The sequence below is a fragment of the Mucilaginibacter sp. HD30 genome, assembly GCF_054061755.1.
Genome location: NZ_JBSSEO010000001.1, coordinates 1,721,064 through 1,747,805, shown reverse-complemented (window position 1 = coordinate 1,747,805; position 26,742 = coordinate 1,721,064). Strand labels below are relative to the sequence as shown.

21 protein-coding genes and 1 pseudogene are annotated in these 26,742 nt (G+C 42.7%); 16 read left to right on the top strand and 6 right to left on the bottom strand.

The annotated features are described in order from the left end of the window. Window positions 1–132: 132 nt before the first annotated feature. The 3 genes from ACVW2L_RS08500 to ACVW2L_RS08490 all read left to right on the top strand — a co-directional run bounded on the left by ACVW2L_RS08500 (window position 133) and on the right by ACVW2L_RS08490 (window position 4,909). On the top strand, window positions 133–330 hold the full coding sequence (locus ACVW2L_RS08500) for a hypothetical protein (RefSeq protein WP_457127535.1): 198 nt from the start codon (window positions 133–135) through the stop codon (window positions 328–330). Between the two features lie 386 nt (window positions 331–716). Continuing rightward, complete coding sequence (locus tag ACVW2L_RS08495; protein ID WP_457127534.1) at window positions 717–2,939, top strand: tetratricopeptide repeat-containing sensor histidine kinase; 2,223 nt, start codon at window positions 717–719, stop codon at window positions 2,937–2,939. Between the two features lie 20 nt (window positions 2,940–2,959). Then, window positions 2,960–4,909 carry a sigma 54-interacting transcriptional regulator gene (locus ACVW2L_RS08490; RefSeq protein WP_457127533.1) on the top strand — a complete coding sequence of 650 codons (1,950 nt, stop codon included), beginning with the start codon at window positions 2,960–2,962 and terminating at the stop codon, window positions 4,907–4,909. A 30-nt stretch (window positions 4,910–4,939) separates the two neighbouring features. On the opposite strand, the gene ACVW2L_RS08485 is transcribed toward ACVW2L_RS08490, so the two are convergent. After that, window positions 4,940–6,310 carry an alginate export family protein gene (locus tag ACVW2L_RS08485; RefSeq protein ID WP_457127532.1) on the bottom strand — a complete coding sequence of 457 codons (1,371 nt, stop codon included), beginning with the start codon at window positions 6,308–6,310 and terminating at the stop codon, window positions 4,940–4,942. A 462-nt stretch (window positions 6,311–6,772) separates the two neighbouring features. Between ACVW2L_RS08485 and ACVW2L_RS08480 the strand changes: the two genes are divergently transcribed. The 5 genes from ACVW2L_RS08480 (at window position 6,773) to ACVW2L_RS08460 (ending at window position 12,263) form a co-directional block, all read left to right on the top strand. Further along, a complete protein-coding gene (locus ACVW2L_RS08480) occupies window positions 6,773–7,555 on the top strand; it encodes an alpha/beta hydrolase (RefSeq protein ID WP_457127531.1) in 783 nt (260 codons plus the stop codon). 4 nt (window positions 7,556–7,559) lie between these two features. Continuing rightward, window positions 7,560–9,323, top strand: coding sequence for an amidohydrolase (locus ACVW2L_RS08475; protein ID WP_457127530.1), 1,764 nt, complete (start codon window positions 7,560–7,562; stop codon window positions 9,321–9,323). Between the two features lie 23 nt (window positions 9,324–9,346). Then, on the top strand, window positions 9,347–10,351 hold the full coding sequence (locus ACVW2L_RS08470) for an MBL fold metallo-hydrolase (RefSeq protein WP_457127529.1): 1,005 nt from the start codon (window positions 9,347–9,349) through the stop codon (window positions 10,349–10,351). A 27-nt stretch (window positions 10,352–10,378) separates the two neighbouring features. Then, on the top strand, window positions 10,379–11,308 hold the full coding sequence (locus ACVW2L_RS08465; protein ID WP_457127528.1) for an alpha/beta fold hydrolase: 930 nt from the start codon (window positions 10,379–10,381) through the stop codon (window positions 11,306–11,308). 160 nt (window positions 11,309–11,468) lie between these two features. Beyond that, window positions 11,469–12,263: an SDR family NAD(P)-dependent oxidoreductase gene (locus ACVW2L_RS08460; protein WP_457127527.1), complete on the top strand. Its 795-nt coding sequence runs from the start codon at window positions 11,469–11,471 to the stop codon at window positions 12,261–12,263. Between the two features lie 270 nt (window positions 12,264–12,533). Here ACVW2L_RS08460 and ACVW2L_RS08455 read toward each other — a convergent pair whose 3' ends face one another. The 3 genes and pseudogenes from ACVW2L_RS08455 to ACVW2L_RS08445 form a co-directional block, all read right to left on the bottom strand. Then, on the bottom strand, window positions 12,534–13,223 hold the full coding sequence (locus tag ACVW2L_RS08455; RefSeq protein ID WP_457127526.1) for a hydrolase: 690 nt from the start codon (window positions 13,221–13,223) through the stop codon (window positions 12,534–12,536). Between the two features lie 717 nt (window positions 13,224–13,940). Further along, the gene (locus tag ACVW2L_RS08450) at window positions 13,941–14,303 is read right to left on the bottom strand and encodes a nuclear transport factor 2 family protein (RefSeq protein WP_457127525.1); all 363 of its coding nucleotides are present in this window, start codon (window positions 14,301–14,303) and stop codon (window positions 13,941–13,943) included. 244 nt (window positions 14,304–14,547) lie between these two features. Beyond that, window positions 14,548–15,405: pseudogene (locus tag ACVW2L_RS08445) on the bottom strand (sigma-70 family RNA polymerase sigma factor). A 478-nt stretch (window positions 15,406–15,883) separates the two neighbouring features. On the opposite strand from ACVW2L_RS08445, the gene ACVW2L_RS08440 reads away from it, so the two are divergent. From ACVW2L_RS08440 to ACVW2L_RS08420, 5 genes are all read left to right on the top strand, one after another. Beyond that, on the top strand, window positions 15,884–16,024 hold the full coding sequence (locus ACVW2L_RS08440; protein WP_457127524.1) for a hypothetical protein: 141 nt from the start codon (window positions 15,884–15,886) through the stop codon (window positions 16,022–16,024). 284 nt (window positions 16,025–16,308) lie between these two features. Continuing rightward, window positions 16,309–18,858, top strand: coding sequence for a TonB-dependent receptor domain-containing protein (locus ACVW2L_RS08435; protein WP_457127523.1), 2,550 nt, complete (start codon window positions 16,309–16,311; stop codon window positions 18,856–18,858). A gap of 38 nt (window positions 18,859–18,896) precedes the next feature. Then, on the top strand, window positions 18,897–19,412 hold the full coding sequence (locus ACVW2L_RS08430) for an RNA polymerase sigma factor (RefSeq protein WP_457127522.1): 516 nt from the start codon (window positions 18,897–18,899) through the stop codon (window positions 19,410–19,412). A 4-nt stretch (window positions 19,413–19,416) separates the two neighbouring features. Then, complete coding sequence (locus ACVW2L_RS08425) at window positions 19,417–20,217, top strand: hypothetical protein (protein ID WP_457127521.1); 801 nt, start codon at window positions 19,417–19,419, stop codon at window positions 20,215–20,217. A 20-nt stretch (window positions 20,218–20,237) separates the two neighbouring features. After that, window positions 20,238–21,008, top strand: coding sequence for a DUF4097 family beta strand repeat-containing protein (locus ACVW2L_RS08420; RefSeq protein ID WP_457127520.1), 771 nt, complete (start codon window positions 20,238–20,240; stop codon window positions 21,006–21,008). A gap of 263 nt (window positions 21,009–21,271) precedes the next feature. Here ACVW2L_RS08420 and ACVW2L_RS08415 read toward each other — a convergent pair whose 3' ends face one another. Beyond that, window positions 21,272–21,481 carry a hypothetical protein gene (locus tag ACVW2L_RS08415; protein ID WP_457127519.1) on the bottom strand — a complete coding sequence of 70 codons (210 nt, stop codon included), beginning with the start codon at window positions 21,479–21,481 and terminating at the stop codon, window positions 21,272–21,274. Between the two features lie 1,133 nt (window positions 21,482–22,614). Between ACVW2L_RS08415 and ACVW2L_RS08410 the strand changes: the two genes are divergently transcribed. From ACVW2L_RS08410 to prfH, 3 genes are read left to right on the top strand one after another with little or no spacing between them, the layout of a single operon-like run. Beyond that, window positions 22,615–23,181: a hypothetical protein gene (locus ACVW2L_RS08410; protein ID WP_457127518.1), complete on the top strand. Its 567-nt coding sequence runs from the start codon at window positions 22,615–22,617 to the stop codon at window positions 23,179–23,181. A 5-nt stretch (window positions 23,182–23,186) separates the two neighbouring features. Continuing rightward, window positions 23,187–24,587 carry an RtcB family protein gene (locus ACVW2L_RS08405; RefSeq protein ID WP_457127517.1) on the top strand — a complete coding sequence of 467 codons (1,401 nt, stop codon included), beginning with the start codon at window positions 23,187–23,189 and terminating at the stop codon, window positions 24,585–24,587. After that, window positions 24,587–25,207: a peptide chain release factor H gene (prfH, locus tag ACVW2L_RS08400; protein WP_457127516.1), complete on the top strand. Its 621-nt coding sequence runs from the start codon at window positions 24,587–24,589 to the stop codon at window positions 25,205–25,207. The genes ACVW2L_RS08405 and prfH overlap by 1 nt, the downstream gene beginning before the upstream one ends. A gap of 202 nt (window positions 25,208–25,409) precedes the next feature. Here the strand turns inward: prfH and ACVW2L_RS08395 are convergent, their stop codons facing one another. Next, a complete protein-coding gene (locus tag ACVW2L_RS08395) occupies window positions 25,410–26,741 on the bottom strand; it encodes a TldD/PmbA family protein (protein ID WP_457127515.1) in 1,332 nt (443 codons plus the stop codon). Between the last annotated feature and the right edge of the window lies 1 nt (window position 26,742).

Genomic DNA, 26,742 nt, shown 5'->3' with positions numbered 1-26,742 from the left:
GGAGATGCAGGCGGCGCTGTTGGGTTATGATACATCAGGTGATTGGCAGGCTGCGGCGATGCGCAATTAAAGCGGAGCTGTGAGGAGTTGATCGGGACAAGGGGTTTTGAGGGCTGGGATAATTGATTGTTGATGGATTTCTTTAAGGTAGGGGGAGACGTTTTTCGTGTTTTATTTTTGGCGGCGAAGGAGGCGCTGATGGGTGGATCTTATTTACGGTATTTGCAGATAAATGGTATTGTTCCAGTAGGCATGTTTGCCATCAATGCGGATAATCGGTGCATCGGGACTGTTGTGTTTCCATTGTTTGACCCGGTATTGCTTGGGTAAGCGCTGACCGTGGCGGATTTTTTGAAAGCCGCTGCGGTTAATGATGTTTCGTTTTGGATGATGAGGGTATCATCGGGGACGGAGTAGGGGCGTTCGGTGTGATTGACATAGGTACGGTTGTCGGTGTTCTTTATTTCTTGGGACGGGGAGAAAGTCGCTGTTGCTTTTGGATAACGTTATGCAAAAGCATATTGGTCAATTTTCAGCGATATTTCGTTTTTTATGCAGCTAAATATCGTTGCAACAAAAAGCGGCTATTGATTTTGATGCATTTTGGAAAGATGAAATGCCTTGATTCAAATAAAATCCCCTTATTTCATTTTTTCTCCCGATATTTTCTGATAATGGCAGCTTTATGGATAAGCTATCAAACATTAAAATTAAAAATGCCTAAAAGCTTATCTACATTTATAATATTATTACTCCTGGGTTTTAGCGGATATGCGCAATTATATAGTCCTGCATATGCAAAAAAACTAAAGCAGGAGCTTAGCATGAGCACGAAAGACTCTACCCGCGTAAGGTTACTTTACAATTTAGGCGAATATTATTTTATCAACACAGAGCCCTCTAAACAGAAAGGTCAATTTAACGAAGCGCTTGGGTATTTTAAAAATGCGCTTGCTTTGAGTGAACGGCTGAAGTTAAAAAACCAATACAATTCATACAACATAATTTGCAAACTGGGTGATATAGCTTATTTCGGGCAGGAGTATAAAAAGGGCAACGAGTATTACAAAAAAGCAATCAAATTTTACATCACTCAAAAAGATTTGTTGCGTGCGGGAGAATGCTATGGGAAACTGGCATTCACCGTTGCGCAGATTGGAAACGCAGAAGAAGCTCTGCGTTATTATAAAATGTCGAGGTCTTTATACAGCAAAGCCGCCAGCAGAGAAAAAGAGCTTGATGGCATAGTGAAAGTTGCCTTCACTTATTTCATGTTAGACAAAGGCGACTCAGCCAAGACAATGTTTCTGAAACTGATTAATGACAACAAAAAGACTAATTACAAGGCTGTTGGTTTTGCCTATCATGGCCTGGCTACTTATTATCGATATAAGGCTAATTTCAATAAAGCGCTCTTTTACATTTTTGAGAGTTATAAATGGGCCATCAAAACACAGGACACCAATCGTTTGGATATGATATATGGTGAGTTTGCGCAGATATATCAGGAATTGGGGCAAACGGATAATAGCATAGCGTATTATAAGAAGAGTATAGCGCTTAGAAACAAAAAACTATTACGGCAGAACTACATATTCAGAACGGCAGGATTTCTGATACAACAGTTAATAAAAAAAAACAGGCAGACTGAAGCATTGAAATACATTGAAAAGTTGGAGCGCGGTTACGGGCGTGTTGGAAAAGCCGCCAAGGCCAACATTGCACAGGCCAAAGCCTATTGCTACGATGCTTTGAAACAGCACAGCCTTGCAGAGCAATATTATAAAGATGTGGTAGATTATTATGCCAATGAGGACGAAGAGTTGTATGATATAGCCCTGTTTGATATCAGCAAATTTTATGTAACAACACGGGCATACAAAAAAGCTGCTAAATACCTGTCAAAAATAGTGGCTGATACAGCTAACGTGCAAAGGATAAAAGACACCCAATTATTACTGTACAAAGTTGATTCTGCCGAACATAATTACCTCTCGGCTTTGCAACATCTGCTTAGCTATCAAAGCTTAAATGATTCTATTTTTAACGCTACCAAGAATAAACAAATTGAAGAGCTAAATATAAAATATCAAACAGATCAGCAATTAAAAAATATTTTGGCTTTACAAAAGGAGACACAATTGCAGCGTGAGCGGGTAAAACAATCCGACAAAATAAAGAACCTTATTTTAGGTGGCGTTATTATTTTATTGCTTCTTATTGCGGTGCTTTATCATAACTATCGGCTCAATAAGCGAAATAATATAGAGATCAGTATGAAAAACCAAGCGCTTAACAGGCTTATAACAGAAAAAGAATGGTTGCTTAAAGAGGTGCACCACCGCGTAAAAAACAACTTGCAGATAGTTATGGGTTTATTGCAGCGCCAATCGGCTTATATCAACAACGAAGAGGCGCTGGCCGCTATTCAGAACAGTGAAAACCGGATGCACTCCATCGCGCTTATTCACCAGAAACTTTACCAGTCTGAAAACTTAGATCTGATAAGTATGCCCGAATACATTGAGGAGATGATAGGCTATTTAAAAGATAGTTGTGATGTTGATAACCGCATCCTTTTTGAAAAACATATAGAAGATATTTACCTTGATGTGGCCCAAGCCGTACCACTGGGCCTTATTTTAAATGAAGCGATAACCAATGCCATAAAATACGCTTACCAGCCACACCAATCCGGTACTATCTATATCACTTTGGTGAACAATGGTGAATGCTATAATCAGCTAACCATTGCGGATGATGGCCCGGGCTTGCCTGGAGGTTTTAATATTGACAAAGTGGAATCATTAGGTATAAACCTAATGCGTGGTCTGAGCAAGCAATTGGGCGGTAGTTTTGACATTTACAGCGAGCAGGGGTGTACCATAAATGTTGTTTTTAAAACAGAGATATTTAACAGGGAAAATGGCAAAACTTAATAACATAAATTAGGACAAAGATGAGCAGAAAGAAGATCCTTGTTGTTGAGGACGAATTTATAATTGCTGATGTATTGGTCAACATACTTAAAACGGCCCACTATGATGTTTGCGGTGTAGCCGACAGTATGAAAGAGGCTTTAGAATTGGTAAATGCCCATCAACCTGATTTTGTATTGGTAGATATTTTTTTAAAGGGGAAATCAACAGGTATTGATCTGGCTCACGGGTTAATGGAAATGGATATCCCGTTTATTTACATCTCTGCCAATGCCAATCAAAAAGTGTTAGAGGCCGCTAAGGTTACCCGGCCTTACGGTTTTGTTGTTAAGCCTTTTAGAGAGAAAGATGTGCTTATAGCACTGGACATCGCCGTTTACCGCCATGAAAATCAGCTGGAAAATGGCATGCGCCAAAATGCCGTGCTGCAAAAAAAAGCTACGGAAATACTAACATCTTCCCAGAGCTGGGAAAGCAAACTTTTGCAACTGGGTAAAAGTTTGCAGCCTTATATACCTTTTGAGTTTTTATCTGTAGGTACGAAACAGGAAGACGGAGAGGATTTTTATGAAATTGGATTTTCGCGGATCGGGTTTGATGAGTACCAGCTATTGGCCTGCCCCGAGCTGATGGTGGTTACCAAACAAAAAAAACACGAATTAGCGCTGTTGAAAGCTGCGGATGCAAGCCATCTAATGGCTACATGGTTTGATGAGACAGAACTGGAAGCATTGCTGCAATTACCCACTTTTAAGAAATTGCTGGTTGATATTTATGGGCTCAGGTCCCATTTATCTTTGCCTGTAAACATGGCTGACGGGCGCATATGCTATTTTAATTTTTACAGTCGCCGTGCAGGAGCATATCGGGCCGAGCATTTGGTATTGTGCAACAGGCTGTTGCCTTTGCTTACTAAATTTATGGCAGGCATGCTACAGGCGCCTGATTGCCCAATGGCAGACAAGGCAGGCAGTTATGCTGTAAAACATCCCGTATCAAAACCTGAGCAACCCAACCCCTTTAGCGGTATTATTGGCGGCAGCCATTTGCTGTTAACGGTTTTTGATCATGTAATGCAGGTTTCCCGGTCTGACTCTTCGGTATTGATACTGGGTGAAAGCGGTACAGGCAAAGAAAAGATAGCGGAACGGATTCATGCTTTATCAAATCGCAAGGACAAACCTTTTGTAAGGATAAACTGTGCGGCCCTGCCTACTACGTTGATCGACTCTGAGTTGTTTGGCCACGAAAAAGGTTCGTTTACCGGTGCTTACGATAAAAAGATAGGCAAGTTTGAGCAAGCACACAGCGGAACTATATTCCTGGACGAAATAGGCGAATTGCCTTTAGAATCGCAATCTAAGTTGCTGCGGGTATTACAAGAAAAGGAAATAGAACGCATAGGTGGCCGCTCAACCATTAAAACGGATGTACGCATTATAGCCGCAACCAACCGCAATCTGGAAAAAGAAGTGGCAGAAGGACGCTTCAGGCTTGACCTTTTCTATCGCATTAATGTCTTCCCGATAGTGATGCCTCCCCTACGCGAACGCAGAGAAGATATTGCCGACCTGGCCGCGCATTTCTTAAATATTTATGCCCGTAAAACAGGCAAAGTAGTACGCGGTATTGCTCCGCAGGTTTTAGAGAGCATGAAAAACTATCACTGGCCAGGCAACATTCGCGAATTAGAGAATTTGATTGAGCGCAACGTGCTGCTCACCCGGGATGATATGATCAATAGCATGGTGCTACCCACTCAGCTGGAACAAAGCAACGGCAGCATTACTGCCGAGGCCAAGGTAACCACAATGAGCGAGGGTGAACGTGCGCACATTATGGCAGCGCTTAAAAAGTGCAAAGGCAAAATATGGGGCGAGGGGGGTGCAGCCAGTTTGCTTAATATCCCGCCGACTACCCTTAACTCAAAGATGAAGAAACTGGGCATCCGTAAAGACTTTGGTATTTAAGCACCTACAATCGGCCTTGATACCTAATGATTAAAACTTAAAGGTTGCGGTACTGCCTAACATTAAAATATCTTTCCCGGGGCCGGTCTGCTTTAAATATTCGCCTGCGCTAAACCAGGTAAACTCTTGCCTTAGATAAAGATGTTTGTTGGCAGAAAATTCCAGGCCGGTGCCTAATTGTTTCCCAATTTGATTGGATGTGCCCGCGTTGCCCGGATAGATGATTTTACCACTAACAGCGTAAATGCCGTCATTACGACTCATGCGCCAAAAAACATCGTAATCAACATTAAAAACCAACTTCTTGGTGAGATTTAACTGAAAATACGGGTGTACATCTGTTAAATTTGAAGGACCAATCAGTGCTGCCAAACCAAAATATCCGCCCCGTGGAAATAGTGGATTAAAGGTATTCAGCCTGCCATCGTTATAATGCCTGTCGCCACTTATAACCTCAGTTTTCATACCAAATTGTGGTTTGTGTTTAGTTTGGTTGAAGGTATAAGAAATGTTAGCCGAAGCCGTCCACGCTGATATTTTGCTGCCGGCAAAATCGCCAAACTGATACAATGCTTCAATATCATATTGCCAGGTTGGTGTGTTTGCCCATATACGCGTGCCCGCAGAATGCCTGGTTTCAGGTCCCGTACCCGCGTTAAATACAGCTGTTTTTTTATGGATGCCTAAATAATATAAGTCAACATTTTGTAGCACCGGCACTTTGTTAAATGCGCTATATGTGCCCCAAAATTGTGTCCCTTTGTTAAACCCATCGTCAAAAATATTGGGTTTGGCCGGTACATAGTAAGAATAGAAAGCGTCAACCCTAATCTTTGGGCTGGCATAGATAAACCGGGCGGCATCAAATGCCTGCCGGTTATTAGGTGCATCGCGCACGGCTATCAACCTTTGCGAGCCATACAAAAACTCTTGCCTGCCAAGCCGCAATGTGAGGTTCTGCCCATTTTTTACACCAGTAGAAAAATCAGCAAAAACCTGATGCAGATCAAGCACATTTTGGTCAACCGGCGAAGGCGTTCCCACTTGCCCGTTAGCCAGGCTGCTTTGCAGCTGTACAAAGGTTCTGAAGTGTTTACCTGCATGCCAATCAGCGTGGGCAAGGTAGCGCGTTAGTACAAAGCCATCTTTATCTTCGGGTGCCTCACCCCAATCCTCATTAGTAAAATGAAAATATTGGTAACGGATCTCTCCGCCAAAACTTACATAGTTTGCTTTATCGGCTGATAAGGGAGCAAACTTGAATCGCTTATACCAGCTGGCAGAAGTATCCTTAGCCAATGGTGCATAATTTTCATCAAATCGTAACGATTTAAAAGGTATGTCCTGCGCAAGGCAGGACACTGATGTAGCGATAAGAAATAAAGTGATTAGCTTTTTCATAGGTATTGAATTGCAGGGTCTTGATTTAATCCGGTTTATCCAATAATAATACCTTCAAATTAATCTATTGAAATACAGCACCTTAAGTGGGATAAAAAGATTACCGCTGCTATATTTCGCAGTTTGGCGTGGGTATTCAACGATATAACGTTAATCCGGATTGATATAATTAACAAGAGATCATCTCACCACACTCATTCGATAAGTAATCATTTTTTATGGATAATAACTTTATGTCGTTAATGCAGGGGCGCAAAGCAGCGATATAAAGTAAATGGAAAACCTCGATAAAAAACAACGAATTGATTATCAGCAATTTAACTTAATGGCCCCACACTTGTAAAGCTGCTGTTCTAAACAGCTACTATGAACCCTTTAAACACCAAACAGCTTTTATCAGATAAAGTCACGTTGTGTTTTATGCCGATAGCAGTGAACCCTGCAATGATTTAACCTAATGCCATGAAAAACAGTCCATCTAAAACCATTGTATTTATTACCGGTGCCTTCGTAAGTAGCGATTGCTGGAGCGAATGGAAAATTTATTTCGAGGAGAGGGGTTATACTACGCTTGCGCCGGCCTGGCCCTATAAAGACGCACCAGCATGTACCCTTCGTGAACGCCACCCCGATGCAGATATAGCCAGTCAGCGTTTGGCTAACCTTACAGCATACTTTGCAGCCATAGTAAAACAGCAGCCGGAGAAGCCCATATTAATTGGCCACTCAATGGGCGGGCTCATTACCCAGTTGTTATTGCAAAAAGATCTTGCAGTAGCCGGTGTAGCTATTCACTCCTTACAGCCTAAGGGCATATTTACATTTAAATTCTCTTTTTACAAAGCAGGATGGCCGGCGCTGGGCTTTTTTACTAATGTCCATAAAACTTACCTCATGTCGTTCCGCGAGTGGCAGTACGCTTTTACTAACGGCATGCAGTATGATGTGCAAAAGGAAGCTTATTATAAACTGTTGGTTCCCGAATCAAAATTAGTGGTACGCGATGCAACTACTGATGCGGCCATGATAGATTTTGCCCGGCCGCATGCGCCTTTGCTTTTTCTTTCCGGTAGTACCGACAAATTTATACCTGCTTCGCTTAACTACAGCAACTACAAAAAATACAGCCATAGTAACTCGATAACAGATTACAGAGAGTTTGCTGGCCGCAACCATTTTGTGCTGGGGCAACCGGAATGGGAAGAACTAGCTAATTACATTTTAAACTGGCTTAATAAAAAATAAGACCATGAAAAACTTAATCATTTTATTATTCACCGCAACATTATTCACAGCCCAGGCTCAGCAAAAGGCTGACATGATTATCTACAACGGGAAAATTGCCACTATGGCAAAACCGGGAGAGTTTAAACAGGCTATAGCCATGCAAAATGGGTTGATACTGGCAACCGGCAGCTCGGCTACAATATTTAAACGCTATAAAGGCACTTCTACCAAATTAGTAAACGCAGGCGGCAAAACCGTTATCCCCGGCCTGAATGATAGCCATATGCATGCTATACGCGAAGGGCTTAACTTCAATATGGAACTGCGATGGGACGGGGTAAAAACGCTGAAACGCGCTATGGAAATGCTTAAAGAGCAAGCCGCCAGAACACCGCCGGGTGCATGGGTGAAAGTAGTTGGCGGCTGGAACGAATTTCAGTTTGCCGAAAAACGCCAGCCTACTATTGATGAGATCAATGCCGCAGTGCCCGATAAACCTGTATTTATTACCTATCTATACGGCAAAGCCTTTGTAAATAAAAAAGGCATTGAAGTATTGGGCTATGATAAAAATACCAGCTACCCCGGCAGTTTAGTAGAATTGGATAACGAGGGTAAACCTACCGGCCTTCTATATGCCAAGCAAACGCCTATGGCTATCTACAAAACGTTGGCGTTAACGGGTACGCTGAGCCCTGAAGAACGTATCAACAGCTCTGAACATTTTTATCGGGAGATAAACAGCTTAGGGATAACCAGCGTGATAGATGCTGCCGGTGGTTCGCAAAATTATGATGCCGACTACCAGGCATCGCTTTCGCTGGCAAGGGCCGGTAAACTCACCGTACGCACAGCTTACTATTTATTCGCCCAGCAAAAAGGTAAGGAGTTAGAGGATTACGAAAGATGGATCAATCAAACCCATCCTAACAAGAATGATCATATCCTGATGGATAATGGTTATGCCATGGAGGGAGCCGGCGAAAACCTAATCGCGTCCGGAGCAGATTTTGAAAATTTCCTGGAACCACGCATTGAATTATCGCCCGAGATGGAGACCGATCTTGAGCCTGTTATACGTTTATTGGTTAAAAACCACTGGCCCTTTCGCCTGCATGCTACTTACGGCGAGTCTATTGACCGCATGCTGAACGTGTTTGAAAAAGTAAACAAAGACACACCCTTTAACGGCTTGCGCTGGTGTTTTGACCATGCAGAGACCATTACAGATGCCGAACTCACCCGCGTTAAAGCATTGGGTGGTGGCATTGCCGTACAATTCAGGATGTACTATCAGGGCGAGTTATATAACAAAATGTATGGCCAACCAAAAACACAACTGCCCCCCATTAAAAAAATGCTGGCTATGGGTATTCCGGTAGGCATGGGTACAGATGCGCCGCGGATATCAACCTTTAATCCTTGGATGGCGCTACATTGGTTACTTACAGGCAAAACCATAGGCGGAATGCAGTTTTGGCCAAAAGAGCAGATATTGGATAAATATACCGCGCTTAAGTTATATACATCAGGCAGTGCGTGGTTCTCTGGCGAGCAGGCGGTGAAAGGCAAACTGGTAAAAGGCATGTACGCAGATATAGTAATATTGAGCGACGATTATTTTAGCACTACTCCTGACAAGGTTAAGCATATAAGTGCTTTAATGACTGTGGTAAATGGCAGGATTGCATATGCATCAGGTAAATACACTGCTGACTGCCCACCCATTGCCGAGGTCATTCCGGCATGGTCGCCTGTAAAGTATTACGGCGGCTATCAAAAATAAATTCACCATAAAATTATCACTCAATGAAAACCCGTATTTTAAAATTCACCTTTATCTGTACAGTTTTATTGTGCTTACTTAGGGGTGCCTTCGCCCAGTTACCTCCAACCGTACCCATATGGGATGCCAATAAAGTAACGTTGGGCTTACACAAGATCAGTAAAAACATTTACGCGATAATACCTACTACCGCACAAACAGAAACCATTAAAGGCATTCCGCAGGCAACTACGGGAGGCTTTATTATAGGCGAAAAAGGTGTGTTGCTGATAGAGGTGATGTTGACCAAACGCCTGTATGATCAACAGATAAAACTCATCCGGTCGGTAACCAGCAAGCCCATAATTTATGCTGTTAACACCAGCGACCACGGCGATCATTGCTTTGGCAACTACCTGCTGCCAAAAGCTACCACCATTATCCAAAACGAGTTTGCCAAAGATAACCTGGCCAACAACTATGCTGCAATTAAACAATTTATGGTGGGTTTGTTCGGCACCGGCCGTGGTATTGAAGCAACTGTTTATCGCCCTGCAGATATTGTCATCCCCAAAAACAGTAACCTTAAACTGGACATGGGCGGCGGAAAGATTGTTGAGCTATTGAATGTTGGTACAGCACAATCTCCGGCAGATTTGTTTGTGTGGATGCCCAACCAGAAGGTTTTTTGGGCCGGCAATCCGTTTATTGCCGAAAGTCCTGCCATTCCGTGGTTGTTTGACGGTTTCTTTTTGGAACCTGCAGCTAACCTAAAAAAAGTATATGACTTTTTGCCAGATGATGCCATAGTGGTGCCCGGCCATGGCCGAATTGCCAATAAAGCCGGTATTAAATACACCATTGATTATGTGGCAGAGCTTAAAAAAGAAGTGGAGGACGCCGTAAACAAAGGCCTTACGCTTGAGCAAACCAAAGCAGCTGTAACCATGAAGAGCTTTGACAAGGGCTATGTGCTGTTTAACTGGCTACACTACAATTTTAACTTACCGAATGCTTATAAAGACATCAGCAATAACAGCAAAAAATAAAGTCATTACATATAAACCAACAACAATATGAAAACAATAATCAACATTAAACAACTGATTGCAGCACTGCTGTTCATGGTTCTAGCAGTAAACGCAATAGCGGCTGATGCTCCGGCTAACCCGCCTGCAAACTTCAAACACCAGTACGCTACTGTTAATGGGGTTAAACTCCATTATGTAATTGGCGGTAAGGGCGAACCATTATTGCTGGTGCACGGCTTTGGTCAAAACTGGTATATGTGGAACCGCTTACTGCCCGAATTGTCTAAGCATTTCACCGTAATAGCGCCTGATATGCGTGGCGTAGGCGAATCTGCTAAAACCGCTACAGGATATGATAAGAAGAATATGGCAGTAGATATGCACGAATTGATGAATAAACTGGGCTACAAAAAAATTAACCTGGCCGGGCACGACATTGGCCTGATGGTGGCATATGCCTACGCGGCTCAGTTCCCGGGCGATGTAAAGAAGCTGGCTTTAATGGATGCTTTACTGCCAGGTATCGAGCCGGTTTGGAGCCAGGTAAAAGCACAGGCATGGTGGTTTGGTTTTTTTGCTCAACCTCACGCTGGCGAATTAGTGTCGGGCAAAGTAGGTTTGTTTTTTACAGATTTTTGGCCGGTGGTAGGATTCAAAAATAATTCATTCACAGCGGCAGAGCGTAAAGAGTTTATCCGTGCTTATTCTACACCCGGCGCAACCACAGGTGCGTTCCACTGGTTTGGTTATTTTAATCAGGATGCAAAGGATAACGTACAATTTGCAAAGAAAAAATTACCAATGCCGGTTTTAGCTATGGGCTCAGATCATTTTGCCGCAGCGTTTTTAGCAGCCCACACCAAACTGGTTGCCAATAACGTACAGGAGTCTGTTATAAAAGATTCTGGGCATTGGGTCGTACAGGAAAACACCCCACAAGTGCAAAAGGACCTGTTGGCATTTTTTATAAACTAATTCTTAATTTATAAAAGTTACTTTAATGGCAGGCGCTGTGCATCAACGCGCAGATGCTTGCCATTAATAGTTAATTGTCAACGGCATTCCATGTTTCTAAAATCAGGTTGCAGCAGCGCAATTTAATTTTAGCTTCGTTTTACATTAATCTTGAAACACCATGAATCTACAGTTAGAAAACAAAAAAGCGCTGGTGACCGGCTCAACCGCCGGGATAGGTTATGCCATTGCGCTTCAATTGGCTAAAGAAGGTGCCGAAGTGTTCATCAACGGCCGCACTGCCGAACGCGTAGACAAAGCAGTAGCGCAAATTAAAAAGGAAAGCGGTAATGATAAAGTGAGCGGCGTTATTGCTGATTTTGCGAGTGGCGAATCAATAAGAAATCTTATCAGCCAGCTTCCGCAGGTAGACATCCTGGTGAATAACGTAGCCATATTTGAACCCAAGGCTTTTGCCGATATTACCGACGAGGACTGGTTGCGCTTTTATGAGATCAATGTAATGAGTGGAATCCGTTTGGCTCGTGCTTACTTCAGTCAAATGCTAAAAAATGGCTGGGGACGGATCATTTTTATTTCGAGCGAATCAGCCATACAGATCCCCGAGGAAATGATACATTACGGTATGACCAAAACCGCCCAGCTGGCAATCGCCCGCGGCCTTGCCGAATTGACGAAGGGTACCGCAATTACCGTAAATTCTGTACTGCCCGGCCCCACCTTGTCAGAAGGGGTGGGTGGTTTTATAGATAGCCTTGCCAAAGATCAGAACAAATCTGTAACCCAGGTAGAGGCCGATTTTTTCAAAACCATCCGGCCGACTTCTATAATCCAGCGTTTTCTGACCACCACCGAAGTGGCTAATATGGTAACCTATCTTTCCAGTCCGCTGGCATCGGCTACCAATGGCGCTGCGATCAGGGCTGAGGGGGGCTTATTGAAAGGAGCAGTTTAAGTGTCCGACATAAAAGCGGTGATTAAGTAGCTGAAGGACACCGGTAGTCATTTGTTCGGCGCGGGAGGGTTCGCTTCGGGAGGGCGGAAGTCGGTTTTCGCCCGCTTCCTTTTCGGCTAAAGCGAATTATTTTAATTTTTCAATTTCCGGAAGATGCAGATTGTTCCCGCATTTCCAGTTTGTTTCCATGAGCGATGGATAGCCGCAAGGACTATAACATGGAACACATGATAAATGAAACGGGCGGAAAATTACCCGCCCGTTCACATATTAGTGTTTAATCATTTCCTGCGAATATTGAATCCCTATACCATATGCACCGCCATATTTCTTGATCAGGTCGTTGGTCGCATTATAAGTCTCCCGACGGGCCCAGTCACGTTGCAGCTCCAGTAAATATTGGATGGAAGTTATCGGATGAGCCCCTGCCTGAACCATTCGGGTCACTGCCTGGTCGTGCGCTTCTTTGGAAACATCGCCGCAGGCATCTGTGATCACGTAAACGTTATACCCTTCATCGATGGCGGATAAAACCGGCCCAACAACACAAACACTGGTCCACAGGCCACTCATCACCAAAGTCTTTTTGCCTTTTGCGACGATCGCCTTGTATGCATTAACATCTTCCCAGGTATTCATAGTCGTACGGTCTATGTAACCGGAAGTTGCCTGCGGATAAAATTCCTGCAATTCAGGAAATACCGGGCCACTGAATGATTTTTCGGCGACCGTTGTTATCAGGATTGGGATCTTAAATATTTTGGATGCACCGGCTACGATCGCAGTATTGTTCCTTAACTGATCGACTGTAATACTTTGTAATGGAAAGGCCATCTGGCTTTCATAGTCGATCATGACCAGTGAATGGTTGGTCGGGGTTAGTAAAGCTTGACTCGGTTTTTGAGCAAATAAGCTCGAGCAGGCCAGCACGATCGCTGCCGTTAGGATTAACTTTTTCATGTTCTTGTTTTTTGAAATTATTGATTGAGACGATAATAGCACAGTGTGTGCCACCTTTGTAAGTCTCTGATTAATAAATAGATGAGGTATTTATGCCTACGATTAATCTCTATATGTCGTTGTTGGTTGAAAAATGTAATGAAACTGAATTGTTTAACGGGGCAGGATTTCTTCCAGCGATCTCTTTCGAATACATGCGCTTCCAGCTCATTTCAAAGATCTGTCGGTTTTTGGGGGTAGAGCCCGTATCTCTTTGCTATACAGGCTTTCGGTTTGTTTTTTGCTTACCCGAATGATCGGTGTGTTCTTATTCAGTTTTTAACGGGTCAAGGTGTTTGGTCTTTACCTCTTTGTGGGTGGGTTTTGTTTTTGTCGGGGAGAAAGGCTCGCTAGGAGGCAGGTTCGTCATCAAACCCTCGGTTTTACAATGCGATAGTCGGGTTAATGGGTAACGTAGTAGAAAAACTCACCGTAGCTTTTGCCAAACCGATAAATAAAATAGGCAGATAGCGCAACCATGAAAATTTTAATGTACTTGCTTTCGCTTAAATATACTAACCTTTCCATATGCTAATAATTAACCACTCTTGCTTTCAAATTTACACAGCATCTTAAAAAAATCAAGGTCTGCAGATAAATTGATAATAATATTTAAAAGCCACCCATGATCGGTCCGCAATATTACATTATGTATAACCGCTCAGTTGACCATGCTATTCAGTCGGCCTCAATATCCATTTGTAACAGCAGATCATTTTTTACTTGATACACATGATTGACGTTACCATCAAATAGTATATTGCCTGCAAGGTCTTTGACTAATTGATGTACCAAAACGGCTACTTTCCCGTCTTCACGTACCGTGATCGTTTGCGGTTTTACTAAAGGATTGATTTCACTCCATTGTCTCGTCCAATATGCCCTGATGGCTTCTTTGCCTATTACGTATCCGCCTTCAAAAGCTTTCGGCCAGTGAATATCCTTATCCATGAGCAGCAGAACACTATCAATATCTCTGTTATTAAAGCCGTTATACGCTGCTTCAATTAAGCGTTCCGTTTTCATCTGGTCTGCGTTCATATGTTATGTTTAAATGTTGAAACTAATAAGGATATGTGCAATATGAATAGCAAATATCACCCGGAATATTTGCTATTGGTGGATAAAACTTCCATGATGGAAATTTCTTCTGTGACGCGCCATCTTTAGCGGGTAAATGTGTTTGGTTTTTACCGGTTCGTCAATAAGGCGTTTTTTACGCGGAACGGTCGCTGACGAGGCTTAATAACCTATCTTGCCCTTTTTGCACCAGTGGTAAATGCGCTTATAAGTAGGATCGGAGCAGTCTTGATTTACTGCCTTGGCGTAGCCGCGTAAGTGCCTTGTCCTTAATCTGACGGACACGCTCCCGGGTAAGGTTATATTCTTCGCCTATTTCCTCCAGTGAATGCGGGGCGAAACCATTTAAACCAAATAATAAGATCAGCACATCCCGTTCTCTTGCTACCAATGAGCCGAGTGAGCGCTTGATCTCCTGGTTCAAAGAATCTGTCATTAATTCGCTGTCCGTAGTGGCCTCACTATTTTGTAGGACATCCAGTAATGTATTTTCTTCCCCCTGGATGAAAGGTGCATCCATGGAGATATGGCGGCCGGCATGGGCCATTGAATCGGTGATCTTGTCCACACTGAGTTCAAGGTCCTCTGCCACTTCCTCGGGTGTAGGTGCACGTTCGAAGCGCTGTTCCAGCCGGGATGAGGAGTTTCTGATTTTATTGAGTGAACCCACCTGGTTCAGGGGCAGCCGTACGATTCGGGATTGTTCGGCTACGGCGCTCAGAATGGCTTGACGTATCCACCAGACAGCGTAAGAAATAAATTTAAAGCCTTTTGTTTCATCAAAACGGCTTGCCGCTTTGATCAAGCCAACGTTCCCTTCATTGATGAGGTCGCCCAGGGTCAGACCCTGGTTTTGGTATTGTTTGGCTACAGAGACGACAAAACGAAGGTTCGCTTTAGCCAGGCGTTCCAGTGCCATTTGGTCGCCTTCGCGGATTTTTTAGGTTAAGCGGACTTCTTCCTCGGCCGTGATCAGGTCGACTTTCGCAATCTCGGCTAAATATTTATCCAGGGACTGTGATTCACAGTTGGTAATAGATTGGGTGATCTTTAATTGCCTCATAGAGCGCAAAGGTACCCTTTTAAGATGGGGTACTGACTATAAATAGGAAACAGTTTCTGTTTAAGATCGTTCGGGTCGTTTAGTTAGCATCCCGTGGTTTCATCATTTAAATACATTAAGTATGATTTTTTGGACGGCATTGAAATGTTTAGCTCCGAAAATGTTGGGTTATGATACGTCAGGTGATTGGCAGGCTGCGGCGATGCGAGCTTTAACGCGGAGTTGTGAGGAACTGATCGGGACGAGGGGTTTTGAGGGCTGGGATAATTGATTTTTGATGGATTTCTTTAGGGTAGGGTGAGACGTTTTTTGGGGTTTATTTTTGGCGGCGTGGGAGGGCGCTGATGGGTGGATCTTATTTACGGTATTGCAGATAAATGGTGTTATTCCAGTAGGCGTGTCTGCTATTAATGCGGATGACCGGCCCCTAGGGTCTGTTGCGCTTTCATTGTTTGAACTGGTATTGTTTGGGTAAGCGATGACCGTTGCGGATTTTTTGATAGCCGGTGCGGTTAATGATGAGATCGTTTTGGATGATGAGGGTATCATCGGCTATGGAGTAGGGGCCTTCGCTGTGATTGACATGCACACGGCTGTTGGCCTGGCAGGCAGTAGATAGTTTTTTGGCGGGGGGTGGGTGGGCGCTGAGAGTGGGTAAATAAGTGGGAGTGGATATGTAATTAGTACAACTTTTAAATCATTGATGATCTCTCTCTTACCCGGTGACCGATTGGTGCGGTAGTATGTGTGGTTATTCAGCTTTTAGCGGGTCAAGGTGTTGGTGTTTATTCAAAAATCCAAGCTTTGAAGTAATCGCAATAATCTTCCCGATTTTTGTAACCTCGACCCTTCTCAAATGTACTCAGTTTAAAATCCCCTCATTGGGATCTTAAACGATACATGATGAAAAAACTTATTCTACTCTGCCTGATCACTTTTACAACGGCATTAATCGCATTGGCGCAAAATAAAACCAGTGCAGGAAAGGTGTCGGGCAAGCTGCTGGATCAAAAAGGTGAGCCCGCGCCCTTCGCTACGGTAATGTTACTGAAAGCACAGGATTCAACTATGGTTAAAAGTGCTTTGAGCGATGATTCAGGCAACTTTGTGTTCGATCAGCTGTCGGATAACGAATATATCATCTCCATCACCTATATGGGGTATCAAAAATATGTTTCTGTTAAATTTATGATATCAGGCGATCATCCATCGGTACCATTGCCTGCCATATCGCTAATACCGCAGAGCAAGTCCTTGCAAGGCGTTACCATTGTCGCGGCAAAACCATTAATAGAAATGCAGGCCGATAAAATGGTGATGAACATACAAAGCAGTATAGCTGCTACAGGCAATACCGTATTTGAACTTTTGCAGAAAGCGCCGGGGGTAGCTATTGATCAAAATGATAACATTATGCTCAATGGCAAATCGGGCATAACGATCTACATGGATGGCAAGCCAACCTATATGTCACAAAGCGATCTGACCAATCTTTTGAAAAATATGCGAAGTGACCAGATCGCTCAACTGGAGATCATCGCAAATCCTTCAGCAAGATATGATGCTGCCGGTAAAGCAATCATCAATATCGTAAGCATTAAAAACAAAAGTTTCGGTACCAATGGCAGCATCAATACCGGCGGGGGGCTCAATTTCGCACCGACTATCCCTATAGCTGAAACGAAAGGAGGATTTGATTATAAGCGTTTGGGCAATTTTCCACGCTATAATGCCAGCCTTAGTTTGAATAACAGAAAAGGAAAAGTGAACTTATTTGGGAACGCCACCTTTAGCAATACGCAAAGTTCAAATAACAGTATATCTTCAAGGATTACCAATAACACCTTATATGATCAATACACCTACCGCTTAAACGCCAGCCACAATTTAAACTATAAAGCAGGTGCAGACTATTTTATAAATAAAAACACAACCATTGGCGTATTGGTAAGCGGCAACGACGGGCATTTTGAAAACCCGGAGCCATCTAATATGAACGGCTATATTAAAACCACCAACGGTACTTTGCAAAGCGAACTTAGAACAATTTCAAAAATTGAATATAAGTGGGCAAATACAACAATCAATGCTAATTTTAAACATACTTTTGATACAACAGGGCGGGAGTTATCGGTTGATCTCGACCGGTCGTTCTACAATAATCATGGTATGGAGCATGGCATGGTAACCCGCTTTTACAGTGCAAATGGTGTAGAAAATGATGTGCCTTTAAATATTACCAATGATATTCCTAATGTTTATAGCATTACTGCAGGCAGGGCTTATTATACCATACCTATGGCGGAGCATAAAGCAAAATTGGAAATCGGGGCAAAAAGCAGCTGGGTAAGATCAGATAACGACTTTAAATATTTTAAGAACCAGCAGGTTGATGTTGGGCGCACCAATCACTTTGTTTATACCGAGAATATTAATGCTTTGTATGGCTCTTTTAATAAGGAATTTAGCCCCCATTGGAGCCTGCAAGCCGGCCTGCGGATGGAATATACCAAAACCGATGGCAACTCGCTAACCATTGATCAAAAGACGGAAAGAGAATACTTCAATCTTTTCCCAAGTATATTCGTAAAACAGATCATTGATAAAAATAACGAACTATCCTATTCTTATAGCCGCCGTATAGATCGCCCGGCTTATAATAAGCTGAATCCATTCGTTTATTTTTCTGACCCTTACAATTACGAGATCGGTAACGAAAAACTGCAGCCCTCATTTACCAATTCTTTTGGTATAAATTATACCTACAAGCGCACTATTATAACAAGTTTGGGATACAGCAGCACCAATAATTTTATGGCGGAGCTTTACAAAAATGCCGTTGACGACCCCGCAGCTTATGAAAAGATAAAAGCATCGACCGTTGGTACTAACATAGACCCAGCCAAGATCACATTTTTAACTACAGAAAACCTGGCTTCTTCCAAGGTTTTAAACCTGGGCGTTACTTTTCCTGTTAACCTTACTAGCTGGTGGACCGCCAACAATAACTTTACAGTACTTTATGTAAGCTATAAAGGCAAGGTGGCTAATTCGTTTTTAGATTACGAGGTGGTACCCTATAACTTTTATTCAAGTCAGGTATTTAAACTACCACGTAAGATCAGTTTAGAGGCTTCCGTACACTATAATTCAAAAAACATTTACGGCCAGATCAAGGTAAAAGAGCAGTACGCTGTAAATTTTGGGATCAGGAAATCGCTTTGGGATGGTAAGGCAAATTTAAGCATAACAGCAAATGATATTTTTGCTACCAATCGTTTTTATGGTACGGTAAACACTACCGGCGTTAACAGCACCTCAAGTAATAAATCAAACAGTAGATTAGTGGCGGTTAACCTGAGTTATAAATTTGGAAATAATAACGTAAAATCTGCCAGGTCCCGCTCAACCGCTACCGAGGATGAACGTAACAGAGTAAAAATTGGAAACTAAGCAAAGAACAATTGGAGGCACTTTCAGACAATAGTTTAATGTTGATGGTAAAGAACGGCGACCTCGGTAAAATGAGTTTGCTGTTTGAGCGGTACCATAAGCCGTTGTTTGCTTATTTATTTCATCAAACCGGAAGAAAAGTTGAAAGCCAGGATCTGGTACAGACGGTGTTTTATTTGATGCTTAAAAACCGGCACACGTTTGCTGCCGATGGCGTTTTCAGGGCCTGGATGTACCAGATAGCAAGGAACACTTTAATAAACGATGCGAAACGAAACAGCAGAATGGTTTACAAAGACGATATGACGGATAACGAACATCGCCTTGCTAACCACGAAATAGAGAGCAACCTTGAACAGCATGAGGAAAGAAAACAATTGGGAAGTACAATAGCTAAAATGCCTGCCGACCAACGCGAAGTACTGATAATGAGCAAATATCAGGAATTACCCTATAGCGAGATAGCCGCTATATTGAAAACCACCGAAGGCAATATTAAAGTAAAGGTATACCGGGCCATACAAGAGTTAAAAAAGATGTACAATAAACAATAACGCTATGGAAGATATAGGAATTGAACTCAAGATATTAGATTATTTACAAGACCGTTTGTCAGATACAGAACGACGGGAAGTAGATGACTTACTAAATTCGTCGCCTTCTTTTGCTACCAAATTTAGCGAAGTAAAACAGGTGTGGGAGGGATTGGATCTGCGGACAGTGCCTGAGATGGATCCATCTGTTAAAAATGATTTTCAGGCGATGCTAAAGACTTTTGAACTGGAGCAGGTGCATAAAATAGAAAGCATTTGGAATTCAGTTACCGACCTGTTTAGGTATAAGCAGCAATACAACTGGGTATATGCTATATTGTTAGTAGGTTTTGGAGCGATGATCTCTTATGTTTTTTTGAAAACACAAAACAATTCTGACGCAAAACTCAGCCAAAATCCAAACGATGTACGGCAAACACAAATGCTAAGTATGCTGGAAAACCCGACTGCCGCAGAACGTATGAAAGCTGTTGGTTATACAGATGAATTAAACAGCGTTAATGACAAAGTGATTAATGCCTTGCTCGTTACCCTAAATACAGATGCTAACGAAAATGTAAGGTTGGCCACGCTGGACGCATTAACGCAATTGGCAGATAACCCTAAAGTTCGCAAGGGTCTGGTTAATTCCATTGTCAGGCAGGAATCAGAACTGATGCAGGTGGCATTGGCTGATGCTATGTTACACTTACAGGAGAAACGGTCTCTTAAATCTTTTAAAAAGCTACTGAATGGTGAAAGCGTTACTAATGATATGATCAGGAAAAAACTGGAACAAACCGTAAGACAACTGGAAACGATCTAATATTACAAATTAGCAGGAACATGAAAATAGTAGTGATGATATGGCTGGCGTTATTTTGCTTCAAATCAGTAAAGAGCCAGAACAAAGAGGAATTGACCATTAAATTATCCGACCCTTTGAAAGCCGGAAAACTGGATGTAGAGCTTTTTAACGGAACAATAAAAGTGATAGGCTATAGCGGAAGGGAGGTGATAATCAGTGCTACAGGGCCGTATTACCCTAATAATTACAACAAGATAGCGGGTGCGACAGCCACAAACAGCGAAGCAAAAGACGGCCAGGGTAAAGCGCTTAATGTTTCCCGGCAAGACAACGTTGTAAAAATCAAGGTGGAAAAGCCCAGGATCATGAATTTGATCATCAAGGTCCCCCAGAATTTTTCAGTTGTTTTGAAAGTCTTAACTGCGGGGGAGATCAGGGTAGAAAAAGTGGATGGCAATCACGAAGTTTCCATAATAGCCGGGAATATTACCATGTCAGCTATAGATGGCTCGGTATTGGCCAATACAAAAAACGGCAATATCACCGTTGATATGACCTCGGTAAAAAAAGAAAGCCCATTAGCTTTAAGCAATGTTGGGGGCGCGATAACTTTGAACTTACCTTTAAATTCTAAAGCCGACGTAACACTTCGGACAGAATTTGCTGAGGTACATTCGGATTTTAATATCTCCGCTTTAAACGCAAAGGATATTTCAAAAAATAGTGCGACCGGGAAAATAAATGGCGGGGGGACCAATATCTTAATGCGATCAGTCGGAGGAAATATTGAGGTAAAGAAAACGAAGTGATAGTAATTTCAAATAAAGATGCAAGGTTCAATAGATAAGGAGGAAGTACTCTTAAATATATGGATTCCAAAATCATTTTTAACAGACTTAAAATCCTTCGGTGTAGAAAATGATTTATCCATTAAAGACATTACTACCACTGCTCTGAAGTTTTTTTTAAAAGCAAATTCAAAGCGACCTTAACATCGCTACTTTATGAAATACCCGGCATGAAAATAAGCGGTGCCAAAACTAAGGACAAACAGGAACAGTTTCTTTAAGTCTTAAATGGCTGGTGTCAAATCGCGTTTAAGCTTAACATCTTTTAATGATGTAAGGATCTTCCGGCCGCCATACTTTACCCATATGCTCGCCCATCTGCTGCGATCGAAACCTAAAAAGGTCACGAATGGGTTCTCCTCTGTAAATCCTGCAAAAGCCTTCCCGGTATAAAAAAGCTCAAGTCCCTCTAAAAGTTCGTTCTTAGTGATCATATTTAAAAATGTTAACCTTACTGGGATAACATCATTAGTCCTCAACTGTTTGAGATAGGATCACCCGGCGGTTTTATCGGAGATCCCGCGACCACTCCGGAAGAGTCCTGTCGCATGATTTGTTTGATCAGGTAGCAGGGGGTTACTATTATTGTCGGCGAGTGGGGGCGCTGATGGGTAAATCCTGTTTACGGTATTCGTAGATAAATGGTATGCTGCTTGCGGATGGCAAGTAATTCATTTTGATGTAAATTAATTTGCAAATCGCTTAACTCAACCGGATGAAAATGCAGCGGGGACTGGATACCACCGGATTGTGCACAATGTAAAAGATTGCCAACGGTAGGATTGCGGCTAATTTACCCCGCTATGCTGAATTTAATTCTGCGGTTAATAAGCTAGCTAAAAATGGTGCTGGTTTTACTGAGATTGCAGGGAATAAAGGTGCTATCGTGCTTACCATTTAACCGACGAGCCTTTAAATGTAACTGGCAATTATATTGCATTGTTTCTCAGCCAATTTTTACAAGGCCCGGTTTAAACAGGGTTGCTGTAGTAACCATGGTGGGCAACCTAAGTAGTACGATCAAAACACTTTTGGATGGGAATGTTATTATTGAGCATGTGTATGATTGATATTTGTGCTCGTTTTAGAACTCCAAGACTGCATTTTTTTGATACTCAATTAAATTTCTATCTTTGCATCCAATTCCTGATTTGTTAACTTTTTAAATATCAAGGGATCATGACAGAGCTACGCTACATATCGCCCCTTTCGCTCATTGCCCATTAGGTAGGCAAACACCATGCTTTTTATTAAATAATTAAACGGTTGCATCAGTAACCTGCGCATTATTTTGCCTGCCCCAAATTCATGGTTTTTCTTGAGCGCTCTAAAAAGGGTATATCCTTACTCACGGACGAAAGAGATTTAAAATCAAATTCAAGAAAAAATTAAATAAAAGTGTGATGAACACACATGAATGGCCGCGCTGTATCAAATCGGCACGGCGCAAAAGGCGGCTCGTTAAAACAGATCGTGATAAGCAATTAATTCAACTGGACAAACGGCGCGACGAACTTTGGGAGCAAAAAACGCTTTTGCCAATGGTTACGCTTGAACATCCTTACCAATGTGGCTGGAAACGTTTTTTTGTATTGCGGAAGACTTAAAACATAGCCCAAGGAAGGACTTTTATGAAGCGTTGTTACCGAAAATCAATACAGTTGAATATCATCAGGACAGATCCTTCAAACGGAAGAAACGACGCAAACAACGTTACGTTTACCATGTAAAAGCGCAGATGCTGGGTGAATTATCGCAGCATAGCTGGGATATAAACGGGATAAACTTAACCGAAGAGGAAAGGGTTTGCTTTACCTGCGTTGAAACGTTTGATGTTAAAACTTACCGTACCGATGTAAAATACGTGTTTGCCGAACCGTGGCGGTATGTGCTAAAGATAGCGCCACACATTGTTGCGCATACCAAATTGATGGACGCGGATATTGAAAAGGACCTAGCGTACATCAATGATCATATTGATAACAACCATTTATGGCCGCGTATCAATCTGTTAACCCGTGGCCGGAGCTATCGCGGCAAAGATGAGTTTAACGAGCAACCAAAATTCATTAACAAATTTAAAAACATATCCAAGTATAGCAGCAAAGAAGCTTACCTGGAATTAGAAACATAACCCACATGGGCAATTTAAGAACAAAAGATTTAAGTAAAATAGGTTACCATAATGATCAGCTGCGAAGCCTGGTGATTGGTATAGCCTCTAAAAATTTCAAGCACCACAGTAAGCAACAATTGCTGGATCTGCTGGTGAATATTAAGAATGATCCGGAAGCATTTTTGGACGATGAATTAACAAGCAAGATAGCTGAAAAGGTAATTGGCAAAGCAGACGCGCCATTGTTTAAAACGTTTGAATTGCGAGATGAACCGGTATACTGTAAAACATATGGCGGCAAGGGTATTGAGCAATCGGCCAAAAAACAAATGGAGCTGGCTAACCTGCTGCCTGTAAGCGTGCAAGGTGCACTAATGCCCGATGCGCACATGGGTTTCGGTTTGCCTATTGGCGGAGTATTAGCTACAGATAACGCGGTGATCCCGTATGCAGTAGGTATGGATATCGGCTGCCGCATGGCACTTTCAATTATTGACGAAAGCGACGGGTATTTGAAACGGTTTGAATATCAGATTAAGCAAGCTTTGAAAAGCCATAGCCATTTTGGGATGGAAGGTGGTTTGGATGTAAGGCAGGAGCATGAAGTGCTGGATAGCGCGGTGTTTAAGGATATTCCGTTTTTGAAACCATTGCGTAGTAAAGCGGTAAGACAGTTAGGCACATCGGGCAGCGGCAACCACTTTGTAGAGTTTGGCGCAATCGAGCTTTTGGCTGGTAATACCTTAGGCTTGCCGGCTAAAAAGTATACGGCCTTGTTAACACATTCAGGTAGTCGTGGTTTGGGCTCGGCGATAGCAAGGCATTATACGCAGATCGCCATGAATACCTGCAAGCTGCCACGCCACGCACAACAACTGGCTTGGCTGGAGATGAACAGCGAGGCTGGCCAGGAATACTGGTTAACCATGACTTTGGCCGGCGATTATGCCAAGGCCTGTCATGAGCGCATCCATGCTAACTTGTTAAAGGCATTGGGTTTGGAGGCACTGCACGTGGTAGAAAACCACCACAATTTTGCCTGGAAAGATCAGTTAGCTGACGGACGCGATGTAATTATCCATCGCAAGGGTGCAACCCCGGCGCATAAGGGCGAACTGGGCATTATTCCTGGCAGCATGACTACACCTGCATACCTGGTATCGGGCAAAGGAACTGGTGATGCTTTATATTCCGCATCGCATGGTGCCGGCAGGGCCATGAGCAGGCAAAAGGCTAAGGATAGCATGGCGGTATCGGCCATGAAAAAACTACTGACCAATGCAGGGGTAACCCTAATTGGCGGCACGGTTGAAGAAAATCCGCTGGCTTATAAGGATATTGAAACTGTAATAGCTTCGCAACACGATCTGGTCGATATTCAAGGCAAGTTTTATCCACGTATTGTCAGAATGAATAAGGAGTAATGATGAAAAAAATAATAATACAAATTACATCAGGTAAAGGCCCGGCAGAATGTTGCCGGGTTGTTGCATGCGTGCAAAGCCTGATGATGAAGCAAGCTAAACAGCAAGGCATTGAAATTGAAGTGCTGGAAAATAAAACCGGCGAATTAAATGGCACCTTACTATCTGCCACGATGATGGCCATAGGAGATAACCTGGATGCGTTTGTAAAGGAATGGACTGGCACCGTACAATGGATAGCACAAAGCCCACATCGCAAATACCACAAGCGCAAAAACTGGTTTGTCGGCATTACTGGTTTTGATGTGAAAGAACTGATACAATGGAACGTTAAGGATGTAAAGCTGGAAACCTGCCGTTCATCCGGCCCGGGTGGTCAGAACGTAAATAAGGTAGAAACGGCGGTGCGGGGAACTCATCTACCATCTGGCTTGCAAGTTATGGCGATGGATACGCGATCTCAGTTGGAAAACAAAAAGCTTTGTTTGGCCCGACTGGAAGCCAAAATAATGGTTTGGCAAACAGAACAACTGATAGCACAACAGCAGAGTCAGTGGCAAGAGCATAAAGTCCTGGAGCGAGGCAATCCGGTTAAAACGATAAAAACCGAGTTGTTTTAACCATTGGTATTATTCAGACTGAAAACAGACCGTCTCATAAATTTTATGAGGCGGTTTTTTTATTGAATTTTTTGACAGACCAAAAGACCAACCGCCTATCTTACTACTTTAAACGGGGTGTTAATTTCAGCCGCACTATTAAAAGAAATAGCCATGGAGTAAATCATGGCTATTTCTTTCTTTCTTTCTTTACGTACAGGAATTACACTGCGTCAGATAACGAACTGAATGTAAAATCCCTTATTTTCATTGGTGGAATCATATAACTTTGATAACTTTCAACGCTAATGGCGCGTTCAGGTTTACCCAGGGCCTCTACATTATTAAGCATTATTACAGGGCTCTCGTTAAATCGGAAATTTTTAACAGGAAACTTGATCTTGCCATTTTCGATATAAAATGTACCATCACGTGTAAGGCCTGTAAGCAATAACGTCTGCTGATCGACCATACGGATATACCATAAACGTGATACTAAAATGCCGCGTTCTGTACTGGCTATCATTTCTTCAATGCTACTATTACCACCTTCCATAATGATATTGCTAGGGCCTGGCATCGGTTTAACTCCTTTCTTTTGCGCCCAGTACCGGGAATAGCTTAAGTTTTTAACAACCCCCTTGTCAATCCAGTACGTTTTTTCTAACGGTATGCCGTCACGGTTCCAGGTAGATGCGGGAAGCTCCTGATAAAAAGGATCAGAATAAATGGTTACTTTTTCATCCATTAATTGGTCTCCCAAACGTGTGCCTCCACCTTTTTTACTCAGAAAACTTCGTCCTTCTTCGGCGCTACGCGCATCAAAGCGGAACATGTTTTCTAATATATAAGCGCCGGCGGTAGGCTCTAATATCACCGTGTATTTACCCGGCTCTATAGCTTTCGCGTCTTTAGAAGCGTTAGCCTTCATGCAAGCGATTTTAGTAGCGCTATATGTATCTAATTTTTTAACGTCGGTAAACCCGCGTGCGGCATACCCTGATATGGTCCCTGTATCATTACGTGTAGTTACAGAGAAGGTAACATCAGATGCTTTATCATAGGCAAATAAGCCTTTCGAGTTCATGACGGCACTGAAGCCAGAGGTGTTTTCCAGGAAACCTGCCTGTACCAATCCCGCTTCTTTAGTAGCTTTCATGCTTTGCGAGATCAATTCAGCACGCGTATCAGGTGTCATCGCAGCAGTAGCTTCGTTAAATGTTATAGCTTCTTTAAAGGTGGAAGGTCCCAATAAAGGCATATACTCCGGATTATCTGGTGCTAATTGCGCCAGTTCTTCTGAACGGCGCACTACTTTTTCAATCGATTTGTCATCAAACTCATTGATACTTGCCGACCCTGTTTTTTTGCCAAAGGTTGAACTTACGGATAAACTCATTACATCCGTTTCGCCGGCAGTCGACACTGCGTTTAACGCCGTGCGTATATTGCCCCCCATTCGGCCAGCTAATCCTGCCTCACACTCGTCAGCTTTTGAGTAGGCAATCGCCTTTGTTAAGATAGCCTTTGCTTGTTCTTTAGTTAATATTCCCATG